This window comes from Nocardia jiangxiensis NBRC 101359 (assembly GCF_000308615.1).
Classification (GTDB): Bacteria; Actinomycetota; Actinomycetes; order Mycobacteriales; family Mycobacteriaceae; genus Nocardia; species Nocardia jiangxiensis.
Genome location: NZ_BAGB01000167.1, coordinates 90559 through 109771, shown reverse-complemented (window position 1 = coordinate 109771; position 19213 = coordinate 90559). Strand labels below are relative to the sequence as shown.

Here is a 19213-nt window from a genome sequence, read left to right as displayed (position 1 = left end):
TTGACGACCACCGAACAAGCCCCGGCACCCCAGTTCCCACTGCACCGCGGATGCCCGTTCGCCCCGCCCGAACGCGCGGTCGAGTTTCGTGACGAAGGCACCCCTCGCAGGGTGCAGATCTGGAACGGCGACCAGCCCTGGCTCATCACCCGCCACGACCAGATCCGCGAAGTACTCAGCGCCCCCGACCGTTTCGGCGCCGATGTCACCATGCCCGGATTCCCGAACAGCAGCGACGCCCAGCCCCACGTGGAGGGCGACCTGTTCTTCCGCAAGGACGGCGCCGAGCACATGCCGACCCGGCGAATCCTCAACCCGGACTTCACCGCGAAGCGTTCGCAGACCCTTCGCCCCAGGATCGTCGAGTTGACCCATGAGCTCATCGATCACTTGGAGACGCTCGAGCGCCCAGTCGACCTGATCGAACACTTCGCACTCGCTGTGCCCACCGTCGTCATCTGCGAGGTGCTCGGTGTACCGCCCGCCGACAGTCCCCGCGTGCACGAAGCCTCCAAGAAAACTGTCCAGCTGAGCGTCACCAAAGAAGAGAAGCTCGCCGCCATGCAGGACATGCACGACGTCCTGGAGGTGCACGCACAGCGCAAACGCAGCCGGCCCGACAGCAGCCTGCTCTCCCGCCTGGTCAACGTGCACGTCGACGAGAAGCACGATTTCGACTTCGAATACGCCATCCGCCTGGGCATGCTCGTGATCGGAGCCGGGCACGAGACCACCGCCAACATGATCGGCCTGGGCATTCTCGCGCTGCTGCGCGAACCGGCCCAGCGCCGGATTCTGCTTTCCGACCCGGACAAGTACGCCGGCACCTGTGTCGAGGAGATGATGCGCTACTGGAGCATGGTGCAGACCGAGCCGCGCCGGGTCTGCTTGCAGGACACCGAAATCGGCGGCACGCTCATCCGCGCCGGTGAAGGCATCATCTGCAATCTGCCCACCGCCAACCGCGACCCGGCGGTCTTCGACAACCCCGAGACCCTTGACATCACTCGGGTACAGCGCCAGCACATCGGATTCGGCTTCGGCGTCCACCAATGCCTCGGCCAGAACCTGTCCCGGGTGGAAATGCAGGTCGCCTGGCCCATCCTGTTCCAGCGCCTGCCCGAGCTGCGCCTGGCCGTCGACGAAAGCGAGCTGCACTTCCACAACGACGCGCTGACCTACGGCCTCGCGGAACTACCGGTCACCTGGTGACCGGACACAGGCGATGATACGAAACCAGGAGAACACATGAGTCACAAACTCGAAGGGAAAACCGCGGTCGTCGTCGGTGGCGGCCAGACCCCGGGCGCCACACTCGGCAACGGACGTGCCGTGGCATTGACCTTCGCACGCCACGGAGCGAACGTACTGGTCGTCGACCGAGACGCCGATTCGGCCGAAGAAACCGCGAAACTCGTTCGCGCAGAAGGCGGATCTGCCGCCTCGCACCGCGCGGACATCACCGTCGAGCAGGACTGTGCGGGCATCCTCGACGCAGCGGTGCGGGCATACGGACAGGTCGACGTGCTGCACAACAACGTCGGCATCGTCCCGGCCGGACGCACGGAGGAGATCTCGGCCGAGAAATGGCGTCAGGGTTTCGAGGTGAATCTCACGGGCATGTGGCTCACGTGCAAATACGTTCTGCCCCATATGCGTGAGCGGGGAACCGGCGCCGTCATCAACATCTCGTCGATGGCCGGTCTGCTGTACGCCGGTGACAACATCACCTACAGCACGTCCAAGGCCGCTGTGCACTCGCTGACCCGTTGTCTCGCCATCGAATACGCGCCCCACGGCATACGGGTCAACTGCATCGCGCCGGGCATGATGGACACACCGATGGGCGTCGACTCGGTCGCACGCGCCAGCGGCGCGGACCGCGAAACCGTCGCCGCCCAACGGGCGGCCCTGGTCCCCATGGGACACCAGGGCACAAGCCAGGACGTCGCCAACGCGGCCCTGTTCCTCGCCACCGACGATTCCGCATTCATCACCGGAACCGTCCTGCCCGTCGACGGCGGATTCACCCTGCGCGCAGGAATGCCCTGACCGCCTTCGGCGAAACGAACCCCACAAGGAGTAATGCATGACCGACAATCGCGCGAAAGCGCTCGAAGTACTCCAAGAGATGCTCCCGGAAATGCTCGGCGCGGACAACGATCAGGTCCAGACCTCCGGATTCGCCGCCGAACTCGGCGAATTGAGCCTCGACCATGTCTTCGGGGGACTATGGGCGCGCCCTGGGCTGGACCGGCGTTCCCGTAGCCTCGTGACGCTGGGAATCCTCATCGCCCTGCGCGCCACCGAAGAAATAAAAGTGCACTTCCCGATCGCACTGCGAAACGGAATCACACGAGACGAACTCGAAGAAGTCGTCTACCACGCGGCAGGCTACGCCGGATACCCCGCCGCATCGACCGCCCGGCTCGCCGGTCAGGAAGTTCTGGACTTCGACGAGGCAGCAGCGCAAGACCCGCTTCGCCACATGAAAGCCACCGACTAGAGCAAACTCGTTCGAATCGGCACCGACCTTCTCCATTTCCCGGTGAAGGACCGAGCCCGGCGCCGGACATCTCGTCCTCGACCGAGGTGTCCGGCGCCGACATTCGCTTCGCCACCACTACGTCCGTAGCTCGCCAAACTGCAAACCCTCATCCTCGGATATCGGCGTCGTGAACGGAAATGGTGGTTGGATGAGCGCGCTCATCGCGGCATCTTCAGCCCGCGCTCAGCGATGATGTTGCGCATGATCTCCGAACTTCCGCCGGCGATCGTGTATGCGCGCGCGTAGAGGAACTCGTCCTGCCACCGGCCGTGGTCGACGGCACCGGGATCACCCTCGACCAGGATGCCCGCCTCGCCGCTCAACTCCAGTGCGAATCGCGAAATGTCCACGCCGAGTTCGCTGAACATCAGCTTGGCCATGGGGGCGTCCTGTACTCGCTCGGTGCCGCGCGACCATCGGCTGATGTTGGCGTAGACCAGCGCCGAGAGGGCCTCGACCTCCGCGGTGAACTTGCCCAGTTGCTCCTGGACCGCACCGTCCTCGATGGCCGGGCGTCCGCCCCGGTCGGTTCGTTTTGCCAGATCCTCGAGCGCATCCACGTTCTGCCGTAGCCGCACAACGCTCGTTGCGACACCGCTGCGCTCATGCCCGAGGCTCGAATTGGCAATGGCCCAACCGGAATTCAACTCGCCGATCAGAGCGTCGGCGGGCAATTCGACGTCGTCGAGGAATACCTCGTTGAAGTCCGACGTTCCGGTCATCTCGCGTAGCGGACGCACGTCGACACCGGGCAGGTTCATATCGACGATGAAGGCGCTGATGCCCTTGTGCTTGGGCGCGTCCGGATCGGTGCGGGCCAGCAGGTAACCGTAATCGGCCCAGTGCCCGTTGGTGGTCCACACCTTCTGACCGGTGACCCGGAAGACTCCTGCCTCGGTCCGCACCGCCTTGGTGCGCAACGAGGCCAGATCACTGCCAGAGCTGGGCTCGCTGAACAATTGGCACCAGGTGTCCTTACCGGCGCGGATGCCCGGCAGGTAGCGCTGACGCTGCTCCTCGGTGCCGAAATCGATCAGAGCATGCGAGACCAGACTGCCCGCGCCCGCGAAGTGCGGCGCTTGGGCTCGCGCGATCTCCTCCCCGACCACCACATCACGTTCGGCCGAGTACGAACTCCCCTGTCCCCCATACTGTTCCGGCCAGTCCCCGCCCATGTATCCGGCGGCGAACAGCTTGCCGATCCACTCGGTGATCAAGGTGTGCTCGGCCCGGTTCTCGGCACTGCGCACACCGGCCTTCGGCGGGATCGCCGGCGCATTGGCCTCGACGAATTCCCGCACTTCGCGGCGGAACTGCTCGAGCTCGGGGCTCATTCCGTAGTCCATCCAGCTACTCCTTCTGCGGCGACCCGGCGGTCAGCGAACCTCGTACTTGCGGGTGGGCACCTCGGACCGCACGACCTGCTCCTGCCCGATCGGGTTGCCGATGATCGTGTACGTCATGGCGGTGGCGAGGGCGCTCGAGCGGCCGGTGTTTCGGGACTCCCAGATCGCCCGGATGCTGCCCTGTATCGCGGCCGGCGGTTTGGCGGCGATCCGCTCGGCGAGATCCTGCGCACGATCCCACAGCTGCTCGCGCGGCAGTATCTCGCTGACGAAGCCGATCTGCTGGGCGCGCTCGGCCGACATGCGCTCATCGAGTCCCAGCAGCACCATCCGCAGTACCTCGCCGATCGGGATGCGATGCGCGAGCCCGATCGGCTCCAGGGCCGCGACCATGCCGTAGGAGACGTGCGGATCGAAGAACTGTGCGTCGTCACTGGCGATGATGATGTCGGCCTCGTTGAGCCAGTAGAGGGCGCCACCGGCGACCATGCCGTGCACCGCGCAGATCAGCGGCTTCCAGCAGCCGTTCTGCTTGGGCGAGAGATCGACGCCGGGGTCCTGCCTGCTGAACGGGTTGTCGGCGAGGTAGGTCCCCTCCTTCACGTCCACACCCGTACAGAAGGCGCGATCACCGTTGGCCCGCAACACGATCGCGTGCACGTCGTCCTCGTCGTCGGCGAATCGCCACAGTGCCTTGAACTCCGCGCGCATCGCGTCGTTGAAGGAGTTCAACCGATCCGGCCGGTTGAGCGTGATGGTCAGGACGTGCTCCTTCAGCTCCGCGATGACCGTTGTCAACCCGTTCAGATCCACCGTTCCTCCTGTAGTCGCCTACTGCGTCAACAAAGCTTACTAAGTTATCCTTCAAATGTCAGTAGTCGGCGCGCACGCCGACGGGGACGAGGCCAGGAGATACCCGACCATGACACAAAGCTTGCTCTTCTCACCGCTGACCCTGCGCGGGGCCACGGTCAAGAACCGGCTGTGGGTCGCGCCCATGGCCCAATACTCCGCCACCGACAACGGCATTCCGACCGACCGGCACCTGGGCGGCATGGCCCGCGGCCGCGCCGGACTGGTGATGTCGGAAGCAACCGCGGTGCTCCCGGAGGGACGCGTCTGCATTCCCGACGCCGGGATCTGGAGCGACGAACATGCCGAGCGCTGGTCGCGGATCACCCGGAACCGCACGCGCTGACCATCGAGGAGATAGCGGATATCGTCGCCGCCTACGCCGCAGCGGCGCGGCGCGCCGTCGAGGCAGGCTTCCAGGTCCTGGAAATCCATGCCGCGCACGGCTATCTGCTCAACGAGTTCCTGTCCCCAGGTCCCGTTCGCCCGCGCGGCGCGCGCGGCAAGCTCCATCCCGGTGATCGCGGTCGGACTGATCACCGAAGCTGTCCGGGCCGAACAGCTCTTGGTCGATGGCCCGGCCGACGCCCCGATGTTCGGCCGGCAGCTACTGCGCGAACCACACTGGCCGTTCCGGGCCGCGGTCGAACTGAGATCGGAGCTGCGCTGGCCCGGGCCGTACCGTTCGGCCCGATATCGGGGCAGCATCCCGTGATCGGGTGCCGGCACACGAGCGATCCGGATGCCACCTTCGGCCGACTCACCTCGGGCATCATCGCCCGGTCCATTGCGGCGGGCGGCGTTCGAAGAATGCCTGCACACCTTCTCGCATATCTTCCGAGCCGGTGACCACCTCGATCGCGTGTGCGGTTGCCGCCCAGCCGATCTCGTCCGCGGACACGTACTGGTCCGCGAGTGCGGCGAGGGTCTGACGGACCGCGATCGGGGACGAAAGACAGATGTCCTCCGCGAGCACCAGCGCCTCGCGCACCGCGGCGCCGGGCTCGGTGACCGTGTTCACCACCCCGAAGTGGTGGGCCCGCTCGGCGGACAATCCGGCCCCGGTGATGAGCAGTTGTTTCGCGATCGGCGGCGGCAGCGCCCGGACTGCCCGGAACAACGCGCCCGAGGTCGCCACCACGCCGCGCCGTGTCTCGGGCAGGGCGAACCGAGCGGTGGTCGAGGCGACCACGAGGTCGCAGGCGAGCACGATCTCGAAGCCCCCGCCGAGCGCGGGACCCTCGACGGCCGCGATCAACGGCTTCGTGCGTTGCCGCCGAATCAGTCCGTATTCCCCGCCCCGTTCGGTCGCGGCGCTACCCCCACCGGCCAGGTCGGTGCCCGCCGAGAACACCGATTCGGTGCCGGTGATGACACCGACCCACAGCTGATCATCGTCGTCGAGCCGGTCGAGCGCCGCACTGATTCCCTCGGCCATCTCGCGATCGATGGCGTTGCGCTTCGCCGCACGTTCCAGGTGTACGACGAGCACTCGCCCGTGGACGGTTTCTCGAACAGTCACTGTTCTGTCCTCTCCCGATTGCGGGCCACCAGGACGACCGGACCCGGTATCGAGAGCGGTCGGTCCGCCTTCTCGCCGGGCGCGGCGCCCATACGACACAGATTGCCAGATGGCATCGACGCGGATGACCGAACGGCACCCGGTCGCAGGCTGGGGCGACGCTCAGTCGCCGACACGCACGACGACGGCCGCGCCGGTGTCGCCGGCGGCGCAGCCGGTGAACAGGCCGATACCTCCTCCCCTGGCCGTCAACTCGGTGACGAGTTCGGCGATCGCGCGCATCCCGGTCGGCGCCTGCGGGTGCCCCCAAATCAGGCTGCAGCCATAGGAATTCATCTTGGCCGGATCGACACCGGTTTCGCGTGCGAAGACCATGTCGTTGACCGCGAAGGGATTGTGAGTGGTGATGGCGTCGACCTGGTGGAAGGTGAGGCCCGCAGCATCCAGGGCTCGCCGTGCGGCAGGTACTGGTGCCTCGGGCATGTGAGTGGGAGCAACGTGCGCAAAGCCTGTGGAGAGGACGTGCACTATCGGTTCATCGGAGAGTTCACGCGCTCGGGCTGTCGTGGTGACCAGCGCGCCGGCGGCTCCGTCGGCAGGATGGGTCTGTGATGCGCCGGTGTGTACACCATCGGTCACCGCTGGTGACAAGCTCGCGATGGCGGCTCGATCGACCGGACGCACACCGGTGTCCTCGACGATGCTGATGGATCTGCGGCCGACGGTCAGTTCGATGGGGACCATGTAATTGCGTTGAAATGCACGGTCGTCGGCGAGCGCGCGTTGATATTGCTCATAGCGCAGCGCTGCGATGTCGTCGATTTCCTCGCGGCCGATTCGCCGTTCGCGCGCAACGGTTTCCGCGGCGGCGAGCATGGATGTGCCGGCCCATGGATCACGTGCGAAGTTCGATTGGACGAAGTCTTCCACCTGGGGAGAGCCTCCGGCTGCCGACGGCTGCGGATAGACCACGGTGGGCCCGTTGCTGGTGCGGTCGGTGGTGATCACCAGGTCGGTTCCGCTGCCGGTGGTGACCGATGCGGCCGCGGAGTGCAGGGCGGCCACCGCGGTGGCGCACGCCTGGCTGACCATCGGGCCGGTCACGTTGGGGATGCCGATGCGCGCCGCGATGGTCGGTGGTCCGAAGAAGTAGCCGGGCTGCGGGATCGTGATGCCGAGGACGACCTCGTCGATGATGCCGGGATCCACCTGGCGGTCGGCCAGCGCTCGCGTGGTCACAGCGGTGGCGAGATCCACGCTCGAGATGTCGGAAACGGCTCCCTGCCACCGCACGAACGGCGATGACCAGAGCAGACCGGCGGGAATGGCGACGTCGTCATATTTCATGTGTTCGGACTTTCGGTCGGCAGTGAATTCGATTCGCGCACTACGGATTCGACACAATGGGCCACAACAGGGGCGCTGTCACGTCAGCTCTTGCCGGATCCGTAACTCGCACAACATCTCTCGGGCGGCCTCCGGTATCGCAACGGGCCCGTGGTCACCGACCGCGACGAGCACCGCATCGCACACGCTGATACACACTCCGTCCCGGAAGAGCGCGGAGGAGGCCACGAACGAGGTCCGGCCGATCCGGCCGACACCGACGCCGGTCTCGATGGCGGCAGGCCAGTGCGCCTCGGCGAGAAAGTGAACGACATTCTGGGAGGTGACCAACCGCAACTGCCGCGCACGCGGATCGAAAACGCCGGGGAACACCCGCTCGTTCAACACGGCGCGTGCGTCTTCGTGCAGCGATTCCAGTGCCAAGTTGTTCAGATGCGCATTCGCGTCCATATCGCCGTAGCGAGCCTGCGATATCCGGACAACGGGGTACAGCTCGAGGCGGGACCGGGCCGGGTGCGGGCGGCCGGTCGTTTCCACCAGCGAATCACCACATTCGCTACTGATGCTCGTGGTCATGCCTACTCTTCACCGATCTGCCAACGTATATCACCTAGTGATACTACTAGTTGCCCCGCTTCTTTGTGGAACCGGGCGTCGAGGTGACCCGGTATAGGTCGGCAACAGGGGCGGCGGTATCGGCCCCTTGATCCGCCGCCCGCCTCGGCGCTCCTCCCAGGAATGGGCCAGAATCCCCACCGATCGCGACAGAATGAACAACCCCCTGCCCAATTCGGGATCGAAGCCGAGTTCCGCGTAGATCACCGCGGTCGCACCGTCGATGTTCATCGAGATCGGTTTGTCCCGCCCGGTCGCCAGTTGTCGTTCCAGCTCCTCGGCGATCCGCAGGTGATATCCCTCGATGGTGCCGGCTTCCACCTGCTCGTGGACTGCCGACAACAGCGGGTCACGCCGCGGGTCACGCGAGTGGAAGCGGTGGCCGAAGCCGGGAACGTAGCGGCCGCTCGCGCGATATTCACCCACTGTCCGGGCGACCACGGTTTCCAGGTCGCCGTCGGCGGACCGAATCCGGATCTGCTCGAGTAGTTCCATGCATTGCTGACCCGCCCCGCCGTGCACGTCACCGAGCAGGCCGACGCCGGTCGACATTGCCCCGTGCAACCCGACTCCACAGGTAGCCGCCATGCGGGCCGCGGCGATCGACGGCGCTTGCGGACCGTGGTCCACGGCGGCGACGAGGGCTCGCTCGAGCAATTCGGCCTGTCTCGGCTCCGGAAAGTCGCCGCGGACCATCAGCCAGATCATCTCGGGGAAGGTGGCACCGCCGATCAACTCTTCGATGGGATATCCCCGCAGGCGGATGGTTCCGGACTCGATGTCGCAGACACCCGTCGACCACCAATCGGTGACGTCGCGGCTCGATGTCCGCGCGATCGCGTCCTCACGGGAGGCACTCATATCGCGTTCTCCTCTCGCAGGCGGTCGATGTCGGCGCGCCCGTACCCCAGTTCGGTCAATATTTCGTCGGTATGCTGCCCGAGAGCCGGGGGCGGAGAGGCGGGCGAAACGCGCTCGCCGTCGACCCGGGTCGGCAGCCCGAGCACGCGTACCGGACCCCCGGCCGCGGCGGGCGAACCGATGGTGGCGACCAACTCACGGTGGACGACCTGATCAGAGGTCAGTGCGTCGGGCACCGAGACAACCGGCGCGGCCGGCACGCCCGCACCGAGCAGGATCGCGTCCCACTCGGCCGCCGTTCTCGCCCTCAACGACGTTTCGAGTTCGCGGCGCAGCACGTCACGATTGCGTTTGCGGTCCTCGCGGGTACGGAAACGCGGATCGTCGATCAGTTCCGCACGCTCCAGCACCCGGCACAGGGCCTCGTACTGCTCTTGCTTGTTCGCCGCGATATTGAGCGCGCCGTCAGCGGTCCGAAAAGTGCCCGACGGTGCCGAGGTGATGTTCTCGTTGGCCATCGGGACGGGCGTACGCCCGGCGATGAGATGGTCCGAGACGACCCATCCCATCGAGGTCAGCGCGGCATCGAGCATCGACGTGTCGAGGAATGCGCCGACTCCGGTTCGCCGCTGCCGCACCAGCGCAGAGGTGATCGCGAACGCGGCAGCGAGGCCACCGAAGCTGTCACATACGGGGTATCCGACACGCAGCGGTGCGGTTTCCGGCGTTCCGGTCACACTCATGATGCCGGACAGTCCCTGAATTACCTGATCGTAGGCGGGGCGGGTGCGCATGGGCCCGGTCGAGCCGAATCCCGAGACCGCGCAGTAGACGAGCCGGGGATTGATCTCCCGCAGCCGGTCCCACCCGAATCCGAGTCGTTCGAGGACACCCGGGCGGAAATTCTCGAGCAGCACGTCGGCGCCGGCGACCAGTTTCTCGAACACCTCCTTGCCGCCGGTGGACTTGAGATCGACTGTGACCGAACGTTTCTCCGCGTTCTGGGCCAGGAACGACACCCCGAGACCCGCACTGCTCAGCTGCGGGTCGGCACCGAGCTGGCGCGCCAGATCGCCCGTTCCCGGAGTCTCGATCTTGATCACGTCGGCGCCCATCAAGGCCAGCTGATAGCCGGCGAACGGCCCGGCCAGGACGTTGGTCAGGTCGAGGACCCGGATACCGTCGAGCAGGTCCACGCTCACAGGAAGACCTCCACACTGCCGAGTCCGACCGCGCTGATCTCAGCGGCCGCGGCCGTCACCGCGTCGACATAGCGGCCCACCCGATCGGCGGTGAACCGTGAGGTCGGCCCGCTGGCCGACAACGCCGCGATCACCCGGCCGTCGGATGCGACGATCGGCGCCGCGACGGCGGATGCGCCCAGTTCTCGTTCCCCGTGCGTCACCGCATATCCCGCCTCGCGGATGCCGGCGATCTCCCGGCCCAGCGATTCGGGCTGCAGGTCGGGCCGAGTGTCGACCAAATCTCGCAGCACCCGGTCCGAGGCGCCGGTGAGCAGGATCTTCGCGGCCGCCCCGCGAGCGAGTTCGTACGGCACCCCCACCTGGACGACACTGCGAACAGTGGTGGTGCCCTCGACCTGCGCGATCGAAACTCGGTTCAGGTCCTGACGGATGTAGACATTGACGGTTTCGCCGCACGTGTCGACCAGCCGCGACATGACCTGACGGGCCTGGTCACCGATTTCCCACATGCGTTGCGACAGCGCAACCCAGCGCAGAAAACCCGCACCCAATCCGTAGGTCGACTCGCCGCGGTCAGCGATCAGTCCCAGCGACTCCAATGTCGACAACAGCCGCACGACGGTCGTTTTCGGCAGATCCGTCAATGCCACCAGCTCACGCAACGTGCGAGTCGGGTGTTCGACCTCGAACAGCTCCAGCACGTCGACGGCGCGCGCGATGCTTCGCACACTTCCATCGGCTCGCGTGGATGCGATGTCAGTTCCAGCCATGCGACCGACGTTAAACCATCTAGTGGTCTATGTAAACCACACAACGGATTGACTCTATATTTTGTTCGTGCTTCTATCGGTACGCACGACCCAACCCGCCTAGCGGAACCCATGTACCGACAGGTGGCGCGCAACGACGGCGGAAGAAAGAAGTAAATCCGTGAGTACAGAAGAGCTGGACCTCGTTGTCGTCGGCTGCGGTGCGGGTGGCCTGGCCACCGCGCTGCAATTCCTGCAGTCCGCGCCGCAGGGGCGCGTCACCGTACTCGAGCGCACCTCGAAACGCGAGCGTGGCGGAAATACCGCGTGGACGGGGTCGTTCTTCCGGCTCGAGGAGGACGGCTGCCCGGCGCCCGACTTCGTCTCCCGCATGCTCGAACTCAGTGCAGGCAAAACGGATGAGGCGATCATCGGCCGGCTCGCGAAGCTGGCACAGCGGACCATCCGGTGGCTCAACGACAACGGAGTGGCCACCAGATCGGACACCACGTACTTCCTGACGTCCAAGGGGCCGCGGCTGATGCCCGTGGGAGGCGGCGCGGCCATCGTCGAAACCCTGGCGGGACGGGTGGAGGAACTGGGGGGCACCATCGAGTACCACATGACGGCACAGAACCTGATCCAAAACGAGGAGGGAGCTGTCATCGGGATCGAGGCCACCGACGGCGCCGGGAAAGTCCGGCGCTTTCTGTCCACGACCGTGGTCCTGGCGTCGGGCGGATTCGAAGGCAGCGCCGCCATGCTCGACCGTCATCTCGGCGACCGCGGCCATGAACTGTCCCCCATCGCGCCGGGCGGCCGGTCCAATCGGGGCGAGGGGATCGAGATGGGTATCCGCGCCGGCGCTCGAACCGACGGCCAATTCGACCGCTTCCACGGCGAACCCGTGGACCCGCGCAGCCGCGCAGCCGAAGCCCTCGTCATGGTGTACCCCTACGGAATCCTGGTCGACCACCACGCCCGTCGGTTCGTCGACGAAGGATCCGACACCCCCGACAACACCTTCGAATCCATCGCCTACCGCATCTGGCGTGATGCCGACCAGTTCGCGTACCTCATCGCCGACCAGAAACTCTTGCGCCACAACATCGCCCGAGCCGTGCTGACCGATCGGGAACCGGAATCGGCGCCGACACTGGAGGCCCTCGCACGCCGGCTCGACCTCGACCCCGAGGTCCTCGCCGACACCGTCGGCGAGTACAACGCCGCGGCGACACCGGGCCCGCTCGAGGTCACCGCGCTCGACGGCGTTGCGACGCGGGGGCTCGAGCCACCGAAGTCGAACTGGGCCCGCCCACTCGACGAACCCCCGTTCGTGGCATGGCCGGTGACCTGCGCGATCACCTTCACCTTCGGCGGACTGGCGACCGATATCCACGCCCGCGTCATCGGCCGCTCCGGCGAACCGGTGCCCGGGTTGTTCGCCGTCGGCGAGGTCGCCGGGATCTATCACCACAAGTATCCGGGAGCGACCTCTGTGCTGCGCGCTCTCGTGTTCGGCCGCGTCGCGGGCAGGGCCGCGGCGTACCGAATATCGGCACCCACAGCCACCTCTCACCCGTGAACTCACTCAGCACACCCGTGCCGGAAGGACGACAACCCATGACCGACATCGACGAGAGCGTCGCGGCGACCGCCGGTGACACCGAGCGATACGACATGCTGATCGACGGCCAGTGGCGCACCGCCGCCGACCGCGCCACATTCGACTCGATCAACCCGTTCGACGGACGGGCGTGGGCACAGGTCCCCCTCGCTAGCACCGCCGACGTCGACGATGCCGTGGCCGCTGCCCGGCGCGCCTTCGACGACGGCCCCTGGTCACAGTCCAGTCCGCTCCAGCGGGCCACCCTGCTGCGGAAATTCGGCGATCTCATCCGGGACAACGCCGACGAACTCGCCCGAATCCAGGTGCTGGAGAACGGGAAATTGATCCGCGAGGTCGCCGGGCAAACCGTGGCGCTGGCCAACCACTGCTACTTCTTCGCCGGGGTTGCGGAGAGCCCCACCGGCGAAACCCTCGCCAGCAGCGTGCCCAACATGCAGGTCTACACGGTCCGCGAACCGATCGGCGTCGTCGCGGCGATCACCCCCTGGAACAGCCCGCTCGCACTACTGCTCTGGAAGCTGTGCCCGGCGCTGGCCGCGGGCAATACCCTCGTGATCAAACCGTCCGAGGTCACCCCGGTCTCCACACTGGTCCTCGCCCGTCTCGCCCAGCAGGCAGGCTTCCCGGACGGGGTGATCAACGTGGTCACCGGGGCCGGGCCGACAGGTGCCGCGCTGGCCGCACACCCCGATGTCGACAAAATCGCCTTCACCGGCTCGACCGCCGTCGGTAAGAAGATCGCGGTGACCGCCGCGGAACGACTCGCCCGTGTCTCCCTCGAGCTGGGCGGAAAATCCCCCAACATCGTTTTCCCCGACGCCGACCTGCCGAATACGGTCAACGGAGTGATCGCAGGCATCTTCGCCGCGTCCGGGCAAACCTGCATGGCCGGGTCCCGGGTACTCGTTCACCGGGACATCTATGACGAGTTCAGCAAGGCGTTCGCCGACAAGACCGCGCAGATCAGGCTCGGCAACCCGCTCGATCCGGACACCGAGATGGGCACGATCGCGTCGAGATCGCAGTTCGAGAAGGTTCTGCACTACATCGAGGTCGCCAAGGAGGACGGCGCTCGACTGGCCACCGGCGGTGCCCGCCCCACCGACCCCGAGCTGAGTCGAGGGCTGTTCGTACAGCCCACCGTCTTCACCCACGTAACCAACGACATGCGCATCGCCCGTGAAGAAGTCTTCGGGCCCGTCGCCGTCGTCATCGCGTTCGCCGACGAGGACGAGGCCGTCCGCATCGCCAACGACACCTCCTTCGGTCTCGCCGCCGGTGTCTGGACCCGCGACGTCGCGCGCGCACACCGCATGGTCAAACGCCTGCGCGCCGGCAGCGTGTGGGTCAACAACTACCGCAAGACGAACTATGTGGCCCCCTTCGGCGGCTTCAAGGAAAGCGGGCTCGGGCGTGAGAACGGATTCCACGCCATCGACGAATACACCGAGGTGAAAACCGTCTGGATCGACACCGGCAACACCATCACAGACCCGTTCAATCCGCGGGCGTGAAGACTGCCGCAAGTCCGTACCCGATGCAGCGGCAGTCGAGTGAGGTACCTCGTTATCGTGTATTACGGTGCTGCTGAGGGGCTCTCATGTTCGGGGCATCGACCGCCACGAACGATGAACCGGATCGGCCGGCGCGTTATACCCGGTGCCAGAGCAGCGACACCGTGGAAGAGAAGTTGTCGAGCGCGAAGTCGGGGACGCTCAGCTCGAGATGGTGTGGATCGGGAAAAGCCACGTGCCGCTCCTGCAGCGTCCCGACGAGCGCGGGGTCGAAGCACAGATCGAAGTTGTGTGTGACTACGCGGGTCGTCTCGTCGACGGTGAATGTGCCCGAGTATGCCATGTAGGTGCGGGCCAGCGGGCCCAGCGTCGCGTCGTCCTGCAAGCCGATTCGCGTGTCGGGGTCGGGTCGCGACCGGTCGACCTCCGTGAGGTTGACTCCGACGAGCCCGTTGTCGGTGTACAGCAGCAAACCGCCGGCGTGTTCGCCCATCGGGTGGAAAACCCGGCCGGACGGTGTCTTGCCTGTGAACGAGACGAGTTCCCACCCGCCGATGAGTCGTTCTCGTACTGTCTCGGTGCTACGCGTCATTTCTGCTCCGATCCGCGGACTTCTTCCTGTCCTGTTGTCCGCTAGTGCGTACATATGCTGTCCGGTAGTGCGTACATATGTCAACATGGGCGTATGACGTACCGTTCTCGGAACGCCGGCCATCGCTCGGCGAGGGCGCTGGACAAGGTCGCTGATCATGGCGCCGCGAACCGACGCACGCGAGCCGCACCCGGTCAGCCACCAGTCTCGGCCGGTCGCGGAAATAGCGCCTGACGTGCCACGGAAATGGCAACAGGTGCTCCCGACTGCGATAATCCGACGTGCGAAGAAAGTCGAACCCGATCGGGCCAGCGCATCACCCTGGTGGAAGATCGAGGCTAATCGAGAGAAGGTCGGGTAATGGCTGAGCTCATCCGCGACGGCGTACCACTGCATCATCGCATTTCCGCGGTACTGCGCAGCTCCATTGCCTCGGGGCATTACAGTCCCGGTTCATACCTGCCGGGTGAGACGGCACTGATGCAGATGTACGACGTCTCACGTGCCACTGTGCGTCGTGCCCTGCGCACGTTGCAGACGGAGGGGTTGATCGAGCCATACCCCGGCAAGGGCACGAAGGTCTTGGCGGCACCTGCATCACCGATACGCAAGCACCTGCGTGCGATCGAACGGGGGGCGGCCAACACCAAGGTCGACGTACTGGAGTGGGGGCCGGCGGTCGCACCCGCCGAGGTCGGCGAGGCGCTCGATCTGGCACCCGGTGCCCGGGCCTTGAAGATCGTGCGCCTGCGCCGGCGCGGCTCACAGCCCTTGCGGTACATGGTGAACTTCGTGGTCCCGTCCATTGGCGAGCTCATCTCACGGGCCGACGTGGCCAAGGCGACCCTGCTGCATGTGCTCGAGCAGGTCGGGCACGAGGTCGGCCGGGCCGAGGACGTGATCGGCGCGGCCGTGGCCGACCCGCTGATGGCGGACGCGCTGAAGATCAGCGTGGGTGATCCCGTACTGGAACTCGCCCGCACGATGTTCGATCTTCGCGATGCGCCGGTGGCGTTCCAATGGACGTGGGCGTCGCCGACGGTCTACAAGGTGCGGCTGTCGACTCGGGGTGAGCAGGGCAAGCCGATCTCGGCAGTCGAGGACTACGCCGCCTTCGCGCCCATCGAAACCGTTTGCTAATTCCCCCGCAGCGTCTTGGCGAGAACGCCGATGCTGTCGAGGTCCGCCACATTGTGGACGTGCCGGATGAGGTTTGCCGTCGCATCGGCGCCGAGGACAGGTGTGGCCAGACCGCGGAATTTGGCGAGCAGACGATCTCCCTGCACGGTCAGGTCCGTCGCTGGAGCGTTGGTATCGAACGATTGCCGGTGGGATCGTCCTGCGGCCTCGACGATGACAGTCGAGGTGCCGGGCATCACGCTGGGGTCGGTGTCGACTCGAACCAATTCGATGAGACGGCCGACATCGGTGCGGGCCACGGTGGAGTCATCGAACGTGCGAGCGTCGGACGTGTCGATTCCGAGCAGAGCAAAGGTCGTCGTCGCGGTCAGGCTGAACTTGGCCTCCAGTCCGGTACGGGGGCGATGTATTCCACATACGCTCATCAGGTCGGGGTGAGCGGCGATGGTAACCCGCTCGATGGGGTCATCGCCGACGGCTGCACGTAACCGGATCGCCGACTCGATCGCGGCGTGCGTCATGTGGCACGCCGCGTGGTATTTGAAAATAGTGCGGGTTGTGAACCAGGTACCGTCGTCGAGCACGTCCAGTCGAGCCTCGGGCAAACCTGTTGCGGCGCATAGTCCCTGACTGCCGACTACCGCGTCGGGATTGGCGGTGAAGCCGCGGGCAACGAGCCGGGCAGCGGTCACGCCTCGCCCGGCAGCCATGCCGGCGTGGAACGGCTTGGTCATGGTCCCGAAATTCGCCTTCAACCCGCCCGACATGGACGCGGCCAGGCCGAGCGCGATCCCGAACCTTTCGCTGTCGAACGCCAGGAGCCGACCGACGGCGGCGGTGGCGCCGAAGACGCCGATACTCGCCGTCGTGTGCCAGCCCTTGCGATATTGCGAGCCGCCCATGATCCGGCCGAGCCGAGCCTGAATCTCCTGTCCGGCGACGAACGCCGCGAGCAACTCGGACCCCGTCGCGCCGAGTTCCTCGCTCACGGCCAGCACCGCCGGCATCACCGGTACGGTGGGGTGACCCCGCATCACGGCGTTGCCGTCGTCGAAGTCGAGGGCATGACCTGCGGCGCCATTGATCAAGGCGGCATGTGAGGCGGCCGTGGTGGTGCCCTGTCCGATCACCGTCGCCGGCCCGGGGACTCCGCCGAACTCCTCCCGGACGATCCGCGGTCCCGCCTCCGCACTGCCCGCGAGGGCACATCCGAACCAGTCGAGCATGGACTGCCGGGCGATGGTCTGCACGCCCTCAGGGATGTCCGCAGTGGTCAGAGAACCGAAGCGGTCCCACAGTGACGTTGCCAGGCTTGTCATGCCGGCTGCACCTGGGAACCGCGCACCACGCGACCCGGAAGCGCGCCGGTCGGCCGGCCGTCGCGCCGGGTGGCGACTCCGCTGACGAAGGTGGCGACATACCCCCTGGCTTCCTGCACCACGCGGCGCCCTCCCGCGGGCAGGTCCCGCACGACTCGCGGTGCCAGCAACTCCAGCCGGTCGTAATCGATGACGTTGAGGTCAGCCTTGTAGCCGGGCGCGATACGGCCGCGGTCGCAGAGACCGACCGCCTCGGCCGTCGAAGAGGACAATGCTCGGACAGCTTGCGGGACAGTCAGTTTCGGACCTCTGGTGCGGTCGCGGGTCCACAATGTGAGCATCGAGGTCGGATAGCTCGCATCGCAGATCAGCCCGCAGTGCGCCCCACCGTCGCCGAGTCCGAGAACAGTGTCGGGGTGCACCATCATCTCGTAGGCGGCATCCAGAGATCCGTCGGCGAAGTTCTGCACAGCGGCGAAGATCAGCCCGCGGCCGTTGTTCTCGAGCATGATTCGGTAGGCCAACTCTGCTGGTTCCACGCCCTCGGCCTCGGCACGCGCCGCGATGCTCCGGTCGGGGTCGGGCTCGTAGTTCGGCGGGTCGGTCAACTCGAATCTGCGCTCCCACGACCCCGGTTTCGCCGGTACGCACTCGGCGAGGATCTTGTCCTTGACCGCGGGGGTTCGCATCTGTCCGATGCGCGCGTCCCAGGGGAGGGCGGCCAGCGCGACATATGTGGGACTGGTGCTGAACGGGCTGACCGATACGTCGTTGCCCATGAGCATGCCCGTGGGTCGGCCCAGCACCTGGCCCTTGATCGGTAAGCCGTCGCGGTTGGCCTGCTCGGTCATGTCCAGCAAGGCGCGCCACCCGTCGGGGTCGTCGTGCTTCTGGTTGAGGGTGAAGGACATCGGCCGGCCGGTCTCGCTGACCAGGCGTCGAAACATCCCGAACTCGCCGGCCACGTCCCGGAAGGTATCGAAGTCCGACAGTGCCTGGAATACGCCGGAGCCCTTGTCCGCCATGGCGCCCAGGATGCCGCGCAACTCGTCCTCGCCAGCGCCGACGGTCGGGATCGGCACTCCGGCGAAGCTCTTCTGCTGGATGGCACGTGAGGTGCCGAACCCGATCGCCCCAGCCTCCAACGCCTCGGTGGTCAGCCGCGCCATCTGCGCGATGTCGTCGGCATTCGCGGGCTCGCGACGAACCGCCCGATCCCCCATGACGTACACGCGCAAGGCCGAGTGCGGAAGCATCGCGGCGATGTCGGCGTCGTGCGGGCGCGAGTCCACCACATCGAGGTACTCCGGAAATGTTTCCCAATTCCAGGCCAGACCTTCGGTCATGACGACCTCGGGGATGTCCTCGACGCCGGCCATCAGGTCGACCAGCTCCTCATGGTCCTGCTCGCGGCACGGCGCGAAGCCCACGCCGCAATTTCCGGTGACAATCGTGGTGACGCCGTGGTTCGACGAAGGCGACAGCGCATTCTCCCAGGTCACCTGACCGTCGTAATGCGTGTGAATGTCCACGAACCCCGGAGTGACGAGCAGCCCGGTAGCGTCGAACTCCTCGACGGACGGCCCCAGGTCGGGGCCGACCGCGGCAATCCGCCCCTGTCGCACGGCGATATCGGCGACGAACGGTTCGCTACCCGTCCCGTCGACGATCCGGCCGCCACGAATCACCAGATCGTATGCACTGTCCACCTCGGTCATGATTTCGACTCTTTCCATCTCGGGAGCGCCGGGTCGGTCGCCGGTCTTGCCCAGCGGGCCGCAGAGCCCTATTGTCTGGTGTTACGTACAGCATGTCAATTCGATCGACGAAGCTGGGAGATGTTGTGACAGTTATTGATTCAGCCAAACGAGTGTGGCCAACGGGGGTCGAACGATCCGGGTGGATGCCGCAGGATATTGATCGCGCCGAGCTGACCCACCCATTGGCAGAGTCCGAGTTGGCCGCACTGACGA

17 protein-coding genes and 1 pseudogene are annotated in these 19213 nt (G+C 66.0%); 7 read left to right on the top strand and 11 right to left on the bottom strand.

Going from position 1 to position 19213, the window contains the following annotated elements:
- From ON40_RS41400 to ON40_RS41390, 3 genes are read left to right on the top strand one after another with little or no spacing between them, the layout of a single operon-like run.
- Window positions 1-1212 (top strand): cytochrome P450, encoded by a 1212-nt coding sequence (locus ON40_RS41400; protein ID WP_040831156.1) that lies wholly within the window; start codon window positions 1-3, stop codon window positions 1210-1212.
- Window positions 1213-1248: 36 nt separating this feature from the next.
- The gene (locus tag ON40_RS41395) at window positions 1249-2052 is read left to right on the top strand and encodes an SDR family NAD(P)-dependent oxidoreductase (RefSeq protein ID WP_040831082.1); all 804 of its coding nucleotides are present in this window, start codon (window positions 1249-1251) and stop codon (window positions 2050-2052) included.
- A gap of 37 nt (window positions 2053-2089) precedes the next feature.
- Window positions 2090-2506, top strand: a complete 417-nt coding sequence (locus ON40_RS41390) for a carboxymuconolactone decarboxylase family protein (protein WP_051194407.1) — start codon at window positions 2090-2092, stop codon at window positions 2504-2506.
- A gap of 200 nt (window positions 2507-2706) precedes the next feature.
- Here the strand turns inward: ON40_RS41390 and ON40_RS41385 are convergent, their stop codons facing one another.
- On the bottom strand, window positions 2707-3894 hold the full coding sequence (locus tag ON40_RS41385) for an acyl-CoA dehydrogenase family protein (RefSeq protein ID WP_040831081.1): 1188 nt from the start codon (window positions 3892-3894) through the stop codon (window positions 2707-2709).
- Between the two features lie 30 nt (window positions 3895-3924).
- On the bottom strand, window positions 3925-4707 hold the full coding sequence (locus ON40_RS41380) for an enoyl-CoA hydratase/isomerase family protein (RefSeq protein WP_085997884.1): 783 nt from the start codon (window positions 4705-4707) through the stop codon (window positions 3925-3927).
- Between the two features lie 109 nt (window positions 4708-4816).
- Here ON40_RS41380 and ON40_RS50845 point away from each other — a divergent pair.
- A pseudogene (locus tag ON40_RS50845) lies at window positions 4817-5461 on the top strand (oxidoreductase).
- A gap of 57 nt (window positions 5462-5518) precedes the next feature.
- On the opposite strand, the gene ON40_RS41365 reads toward ON40_RS50845, so the two are convergent.
- The 6 genes from ON40_RS41365 to ON40_RS41340 form a co-directional block, all read right to left on the bottom strand.
- Entirely contained in the window at window positions 5519-6268 is a 750-nt protein-coding gene (locus tag ON40_RS41365; protein WP_040831078.1) for an enoyl-CoA hydratase-related protein, read from the bottom strand.
- A 162-nt stretch (window positions 6269-6430) separates the two neighbouring features.
- Window positions 6431-7615, bottom strand: a complete 1185-nt coding sequence (locus ON40_RS41360; protein WP_040831077.1) for a thiolase family protein — start codon at window positions 7613-7615, stop codon at window positions 6431-6433.
- A gap of 78 nt (window positions 7616-7693) precedes the next feature.
- Complete coding sequence (locus ON40_RS41355; protein ID WP_051194406.1) at window positions 7694-8191, bottom strand: acyl-CoA thioesterase; 498 nt, start codon at window positions 8189-8191, stop codon at window positions 7694-7696.
- 30 nt (window positions 8192-8221) lie between these two features.
- Window positions 8222-9091 (bottom strand): citryl-CoA lyase, encoded by an 870-nt coding sequence (locus ON40_RS41350; RefSeq protein WP_051194405.1) that lies wholly within the window; start codon window positions 9089-9091, stop codon window positions 8222-8224.
- Window positions 9088-10293: a CaiB/BaiF CoA transferase family protein gene (locus ON40_RS41345; protein ID WP_040831076.1), complete on the bottom strand. Its 1206-nt coding sequence runs from the start codon at window positions 10291-10293 to the stop codon at window positions 9088-9090. Before ON40_RS41345 ends, ON40_RS41350 begins: the two co-directional genes overlap by 4 nt.
- A complete protein-coding gene (locus ON40_RS41340) occupies window positions 10290-11066 on the bottom strand; it encodes an IclR family transcriptional regulator (protein WP_040831075.1) in 777 nt (258 codons plus the stop codon). Before ON40_RS41340 ends, ON40_RS41345 begins: the two co-directional genes overlap by 4 nt.
- A gap of 160 nt (window positions 11067-11226) precedes the next feature.
- Here ON40_RS41340 and ON40_RS41335 point away from each other — a divergent pair, with 160 nt between their 5' ends.
- Both ON40_RS41335 and ON40_RS41330 read left to right on the top strand, forming a co-directional pair.
- Window positions 11227-12630, top strand: a complete 1404-nt coding sequence (locus ON40_RS41335) for an FAD-binding protein (RefSeq protein ID WP_040831074.1) — start codon at window positions 11227-11229, stop codon at window positions 12628-12630.
- Window positions 12631-12668: 38 nt separating this feature from the next.
- Complete coding sequence (locus ON40_RS41330) at window positions 12669-14189, top strand: aldehyde dehydrogenase (RefSeq protein ID WP_051194404.1); 1521 nt, start codon at window positions 12669-12671, stop codon at window positions 14187-14189.
- A gap of 136 nt (window positions 14190-14325) precedes the next feature.
- Here ON40_RS41330 and ON40_RS52825 read toward each other — a convergent pair whose 3' ends face one another.
- The gene (locus ON40_RS52825) at window positions 14326-14781 is read right to left on the bottom strand and encodes a lipocalin-like domain-containing protein (RefSeq protein WP_040831073.1); all 456 of its coding nucleotides are present in this window, start codon (window positions 14779-14781) and stop codon (window positions 14326-14328) included.
- A 360-nt stretch (window positions 14782-15141) separates the two neighbouring features.
- Between ON40_RS52825 and ON40_RS41320 the strand changes: the two genes are divergently transcribed.
- Entirely contained in the window at window positions 15142-15921 is a 780-nt protein-coding gene (locus ON40_RS41320; RefSeq protein WP_051194403.1) for a GntR family transcriptional regulator, read from the top strand.
- On the opposite strand, the gene ON40_RS41315 is transcribed toward ON40_RS41320, so the two are convergent.
- Together ON40_RS41315 and ON40_RS41310 are read right to left on the bottom strand one after the other, a co-directional pair.
- Complete coding sequence (locus tag ON40_RS41315) at window positions 15918-17240, bottom strand: MmgE/PrpD family protein (RefSeq protein ID WP_083896328.1); 1323 nt, start codon at window positions 17238-17240, stop codon at window positions 15918-15920. The genes ON40_RS41320 and ON40_RS41315 overlap by 4 nt on opposite strands.
- Entirely contained in the window at window positions 17237-18958 is a 1722-nt protein-coding gene (locus ON40_RS41310) for an N-acyl-D-amino-acid deacylase family protein (protein ID WP_040831146.1), read from the bottom strand. Before ON40_RS41310 ends, ON40_RS41315 begins: the two co-directional genes overlap by 4 nt.
- Window positions 18959-19213 lie beyond the last annotated feature (255 nt).

What these genes read in the sequence shown, in the direction of transcription:
- ON40_RS41395 (WP_040831082.1), top strand. Translation starts at nt 1,249, where the DNA reads ATGAGTCACAAACTCGAAGGGAAAACCGCGGTCGTCGTCGGTGGCGGC.
- ON40_RS41390 (WP_051194407.1), top strand. Translation starts at nt 2,090, where the DNA reads ATGACCGACAATCGCGCGAAAGCGCTCGAAGTACTCCAAGAGATGCTC.
- ON40_RS41385 (WP_040831081.1), bottom strand. Translation starts at nt 3,894, where the DNA reads ATGGACTACGGAATGAGCCCCGAGCTCGAGCAGTTCCGCCGCGAAGTG.
- ON40_RS41360 (WP_040831077.1), bottom strand. Translation starts at nt 7,615, where the DNA reads ATGAAATATGACGACGTCGCCATTCCCGCCGGTCTGCTCTGGTCATCG.
- ON40_RS41355 (WP_051194406.1), bottom strand. Translation starts at nt 8,191, where the DNA reads ATGACCACGAGCATCAGTAGCGAATGTGGTGATTCGCTGGTGGAAACG.
- ON40_RS41350 (WP_051194405.1), bottom strand. Translation starts at nt 9,091, where the DNA reads ATGAGTGCCTCCCGTGAGGACGCGATCGCGCGGACATCGAGCCGCGAC.
- ON40_RS41340 (WP_040831075.1), bottom strand. Translation starts at nt 11,066, where the DNA reads ATGGCTGGAACTGACATCGCATCCACGCGAGCCGATGGAAGTGTGCGA.
- ON40_RS41330 (WP_051194404.1), top strand. Translation starts at nt 12,669, where the DNA reads ATGACCGACATCGACGAGAGCGTCGCGGCGACCGCCGGTGACACCGAG.
- ON40_RS52825 (WP_040831073.1), bottom strand. Translation starts at nt 14,781, where the DNA reads ATGACGCGTAGCACCGAGACAGTACGAGAACGACTCATCGGCGGGTGG.
- ON40_RS41320 (WP_051194403.1), top strand. Translation starts at nt 15,142, where the DNA reads ATGGCTGAGCTCATCCGCGACGGCGTACCACTGCATCATCGCATTTCC.
- ON40_RS41315 (WP_083896328.1), bottom strand. Translation starts at nt 17,240, where the DNA reads ATGACAAGCCTGGCAACGTCACTGTGGGACCGCTTCGGTTCTCTGACC.
- ON40_RS41310 (WP_040831146.1), bottom strand. Translation starts at nt 18,958, where the DNA reads ATGACCGAGGTGGACAGTGCATACGATCTGGTGATTCGTGGCGGCCGG.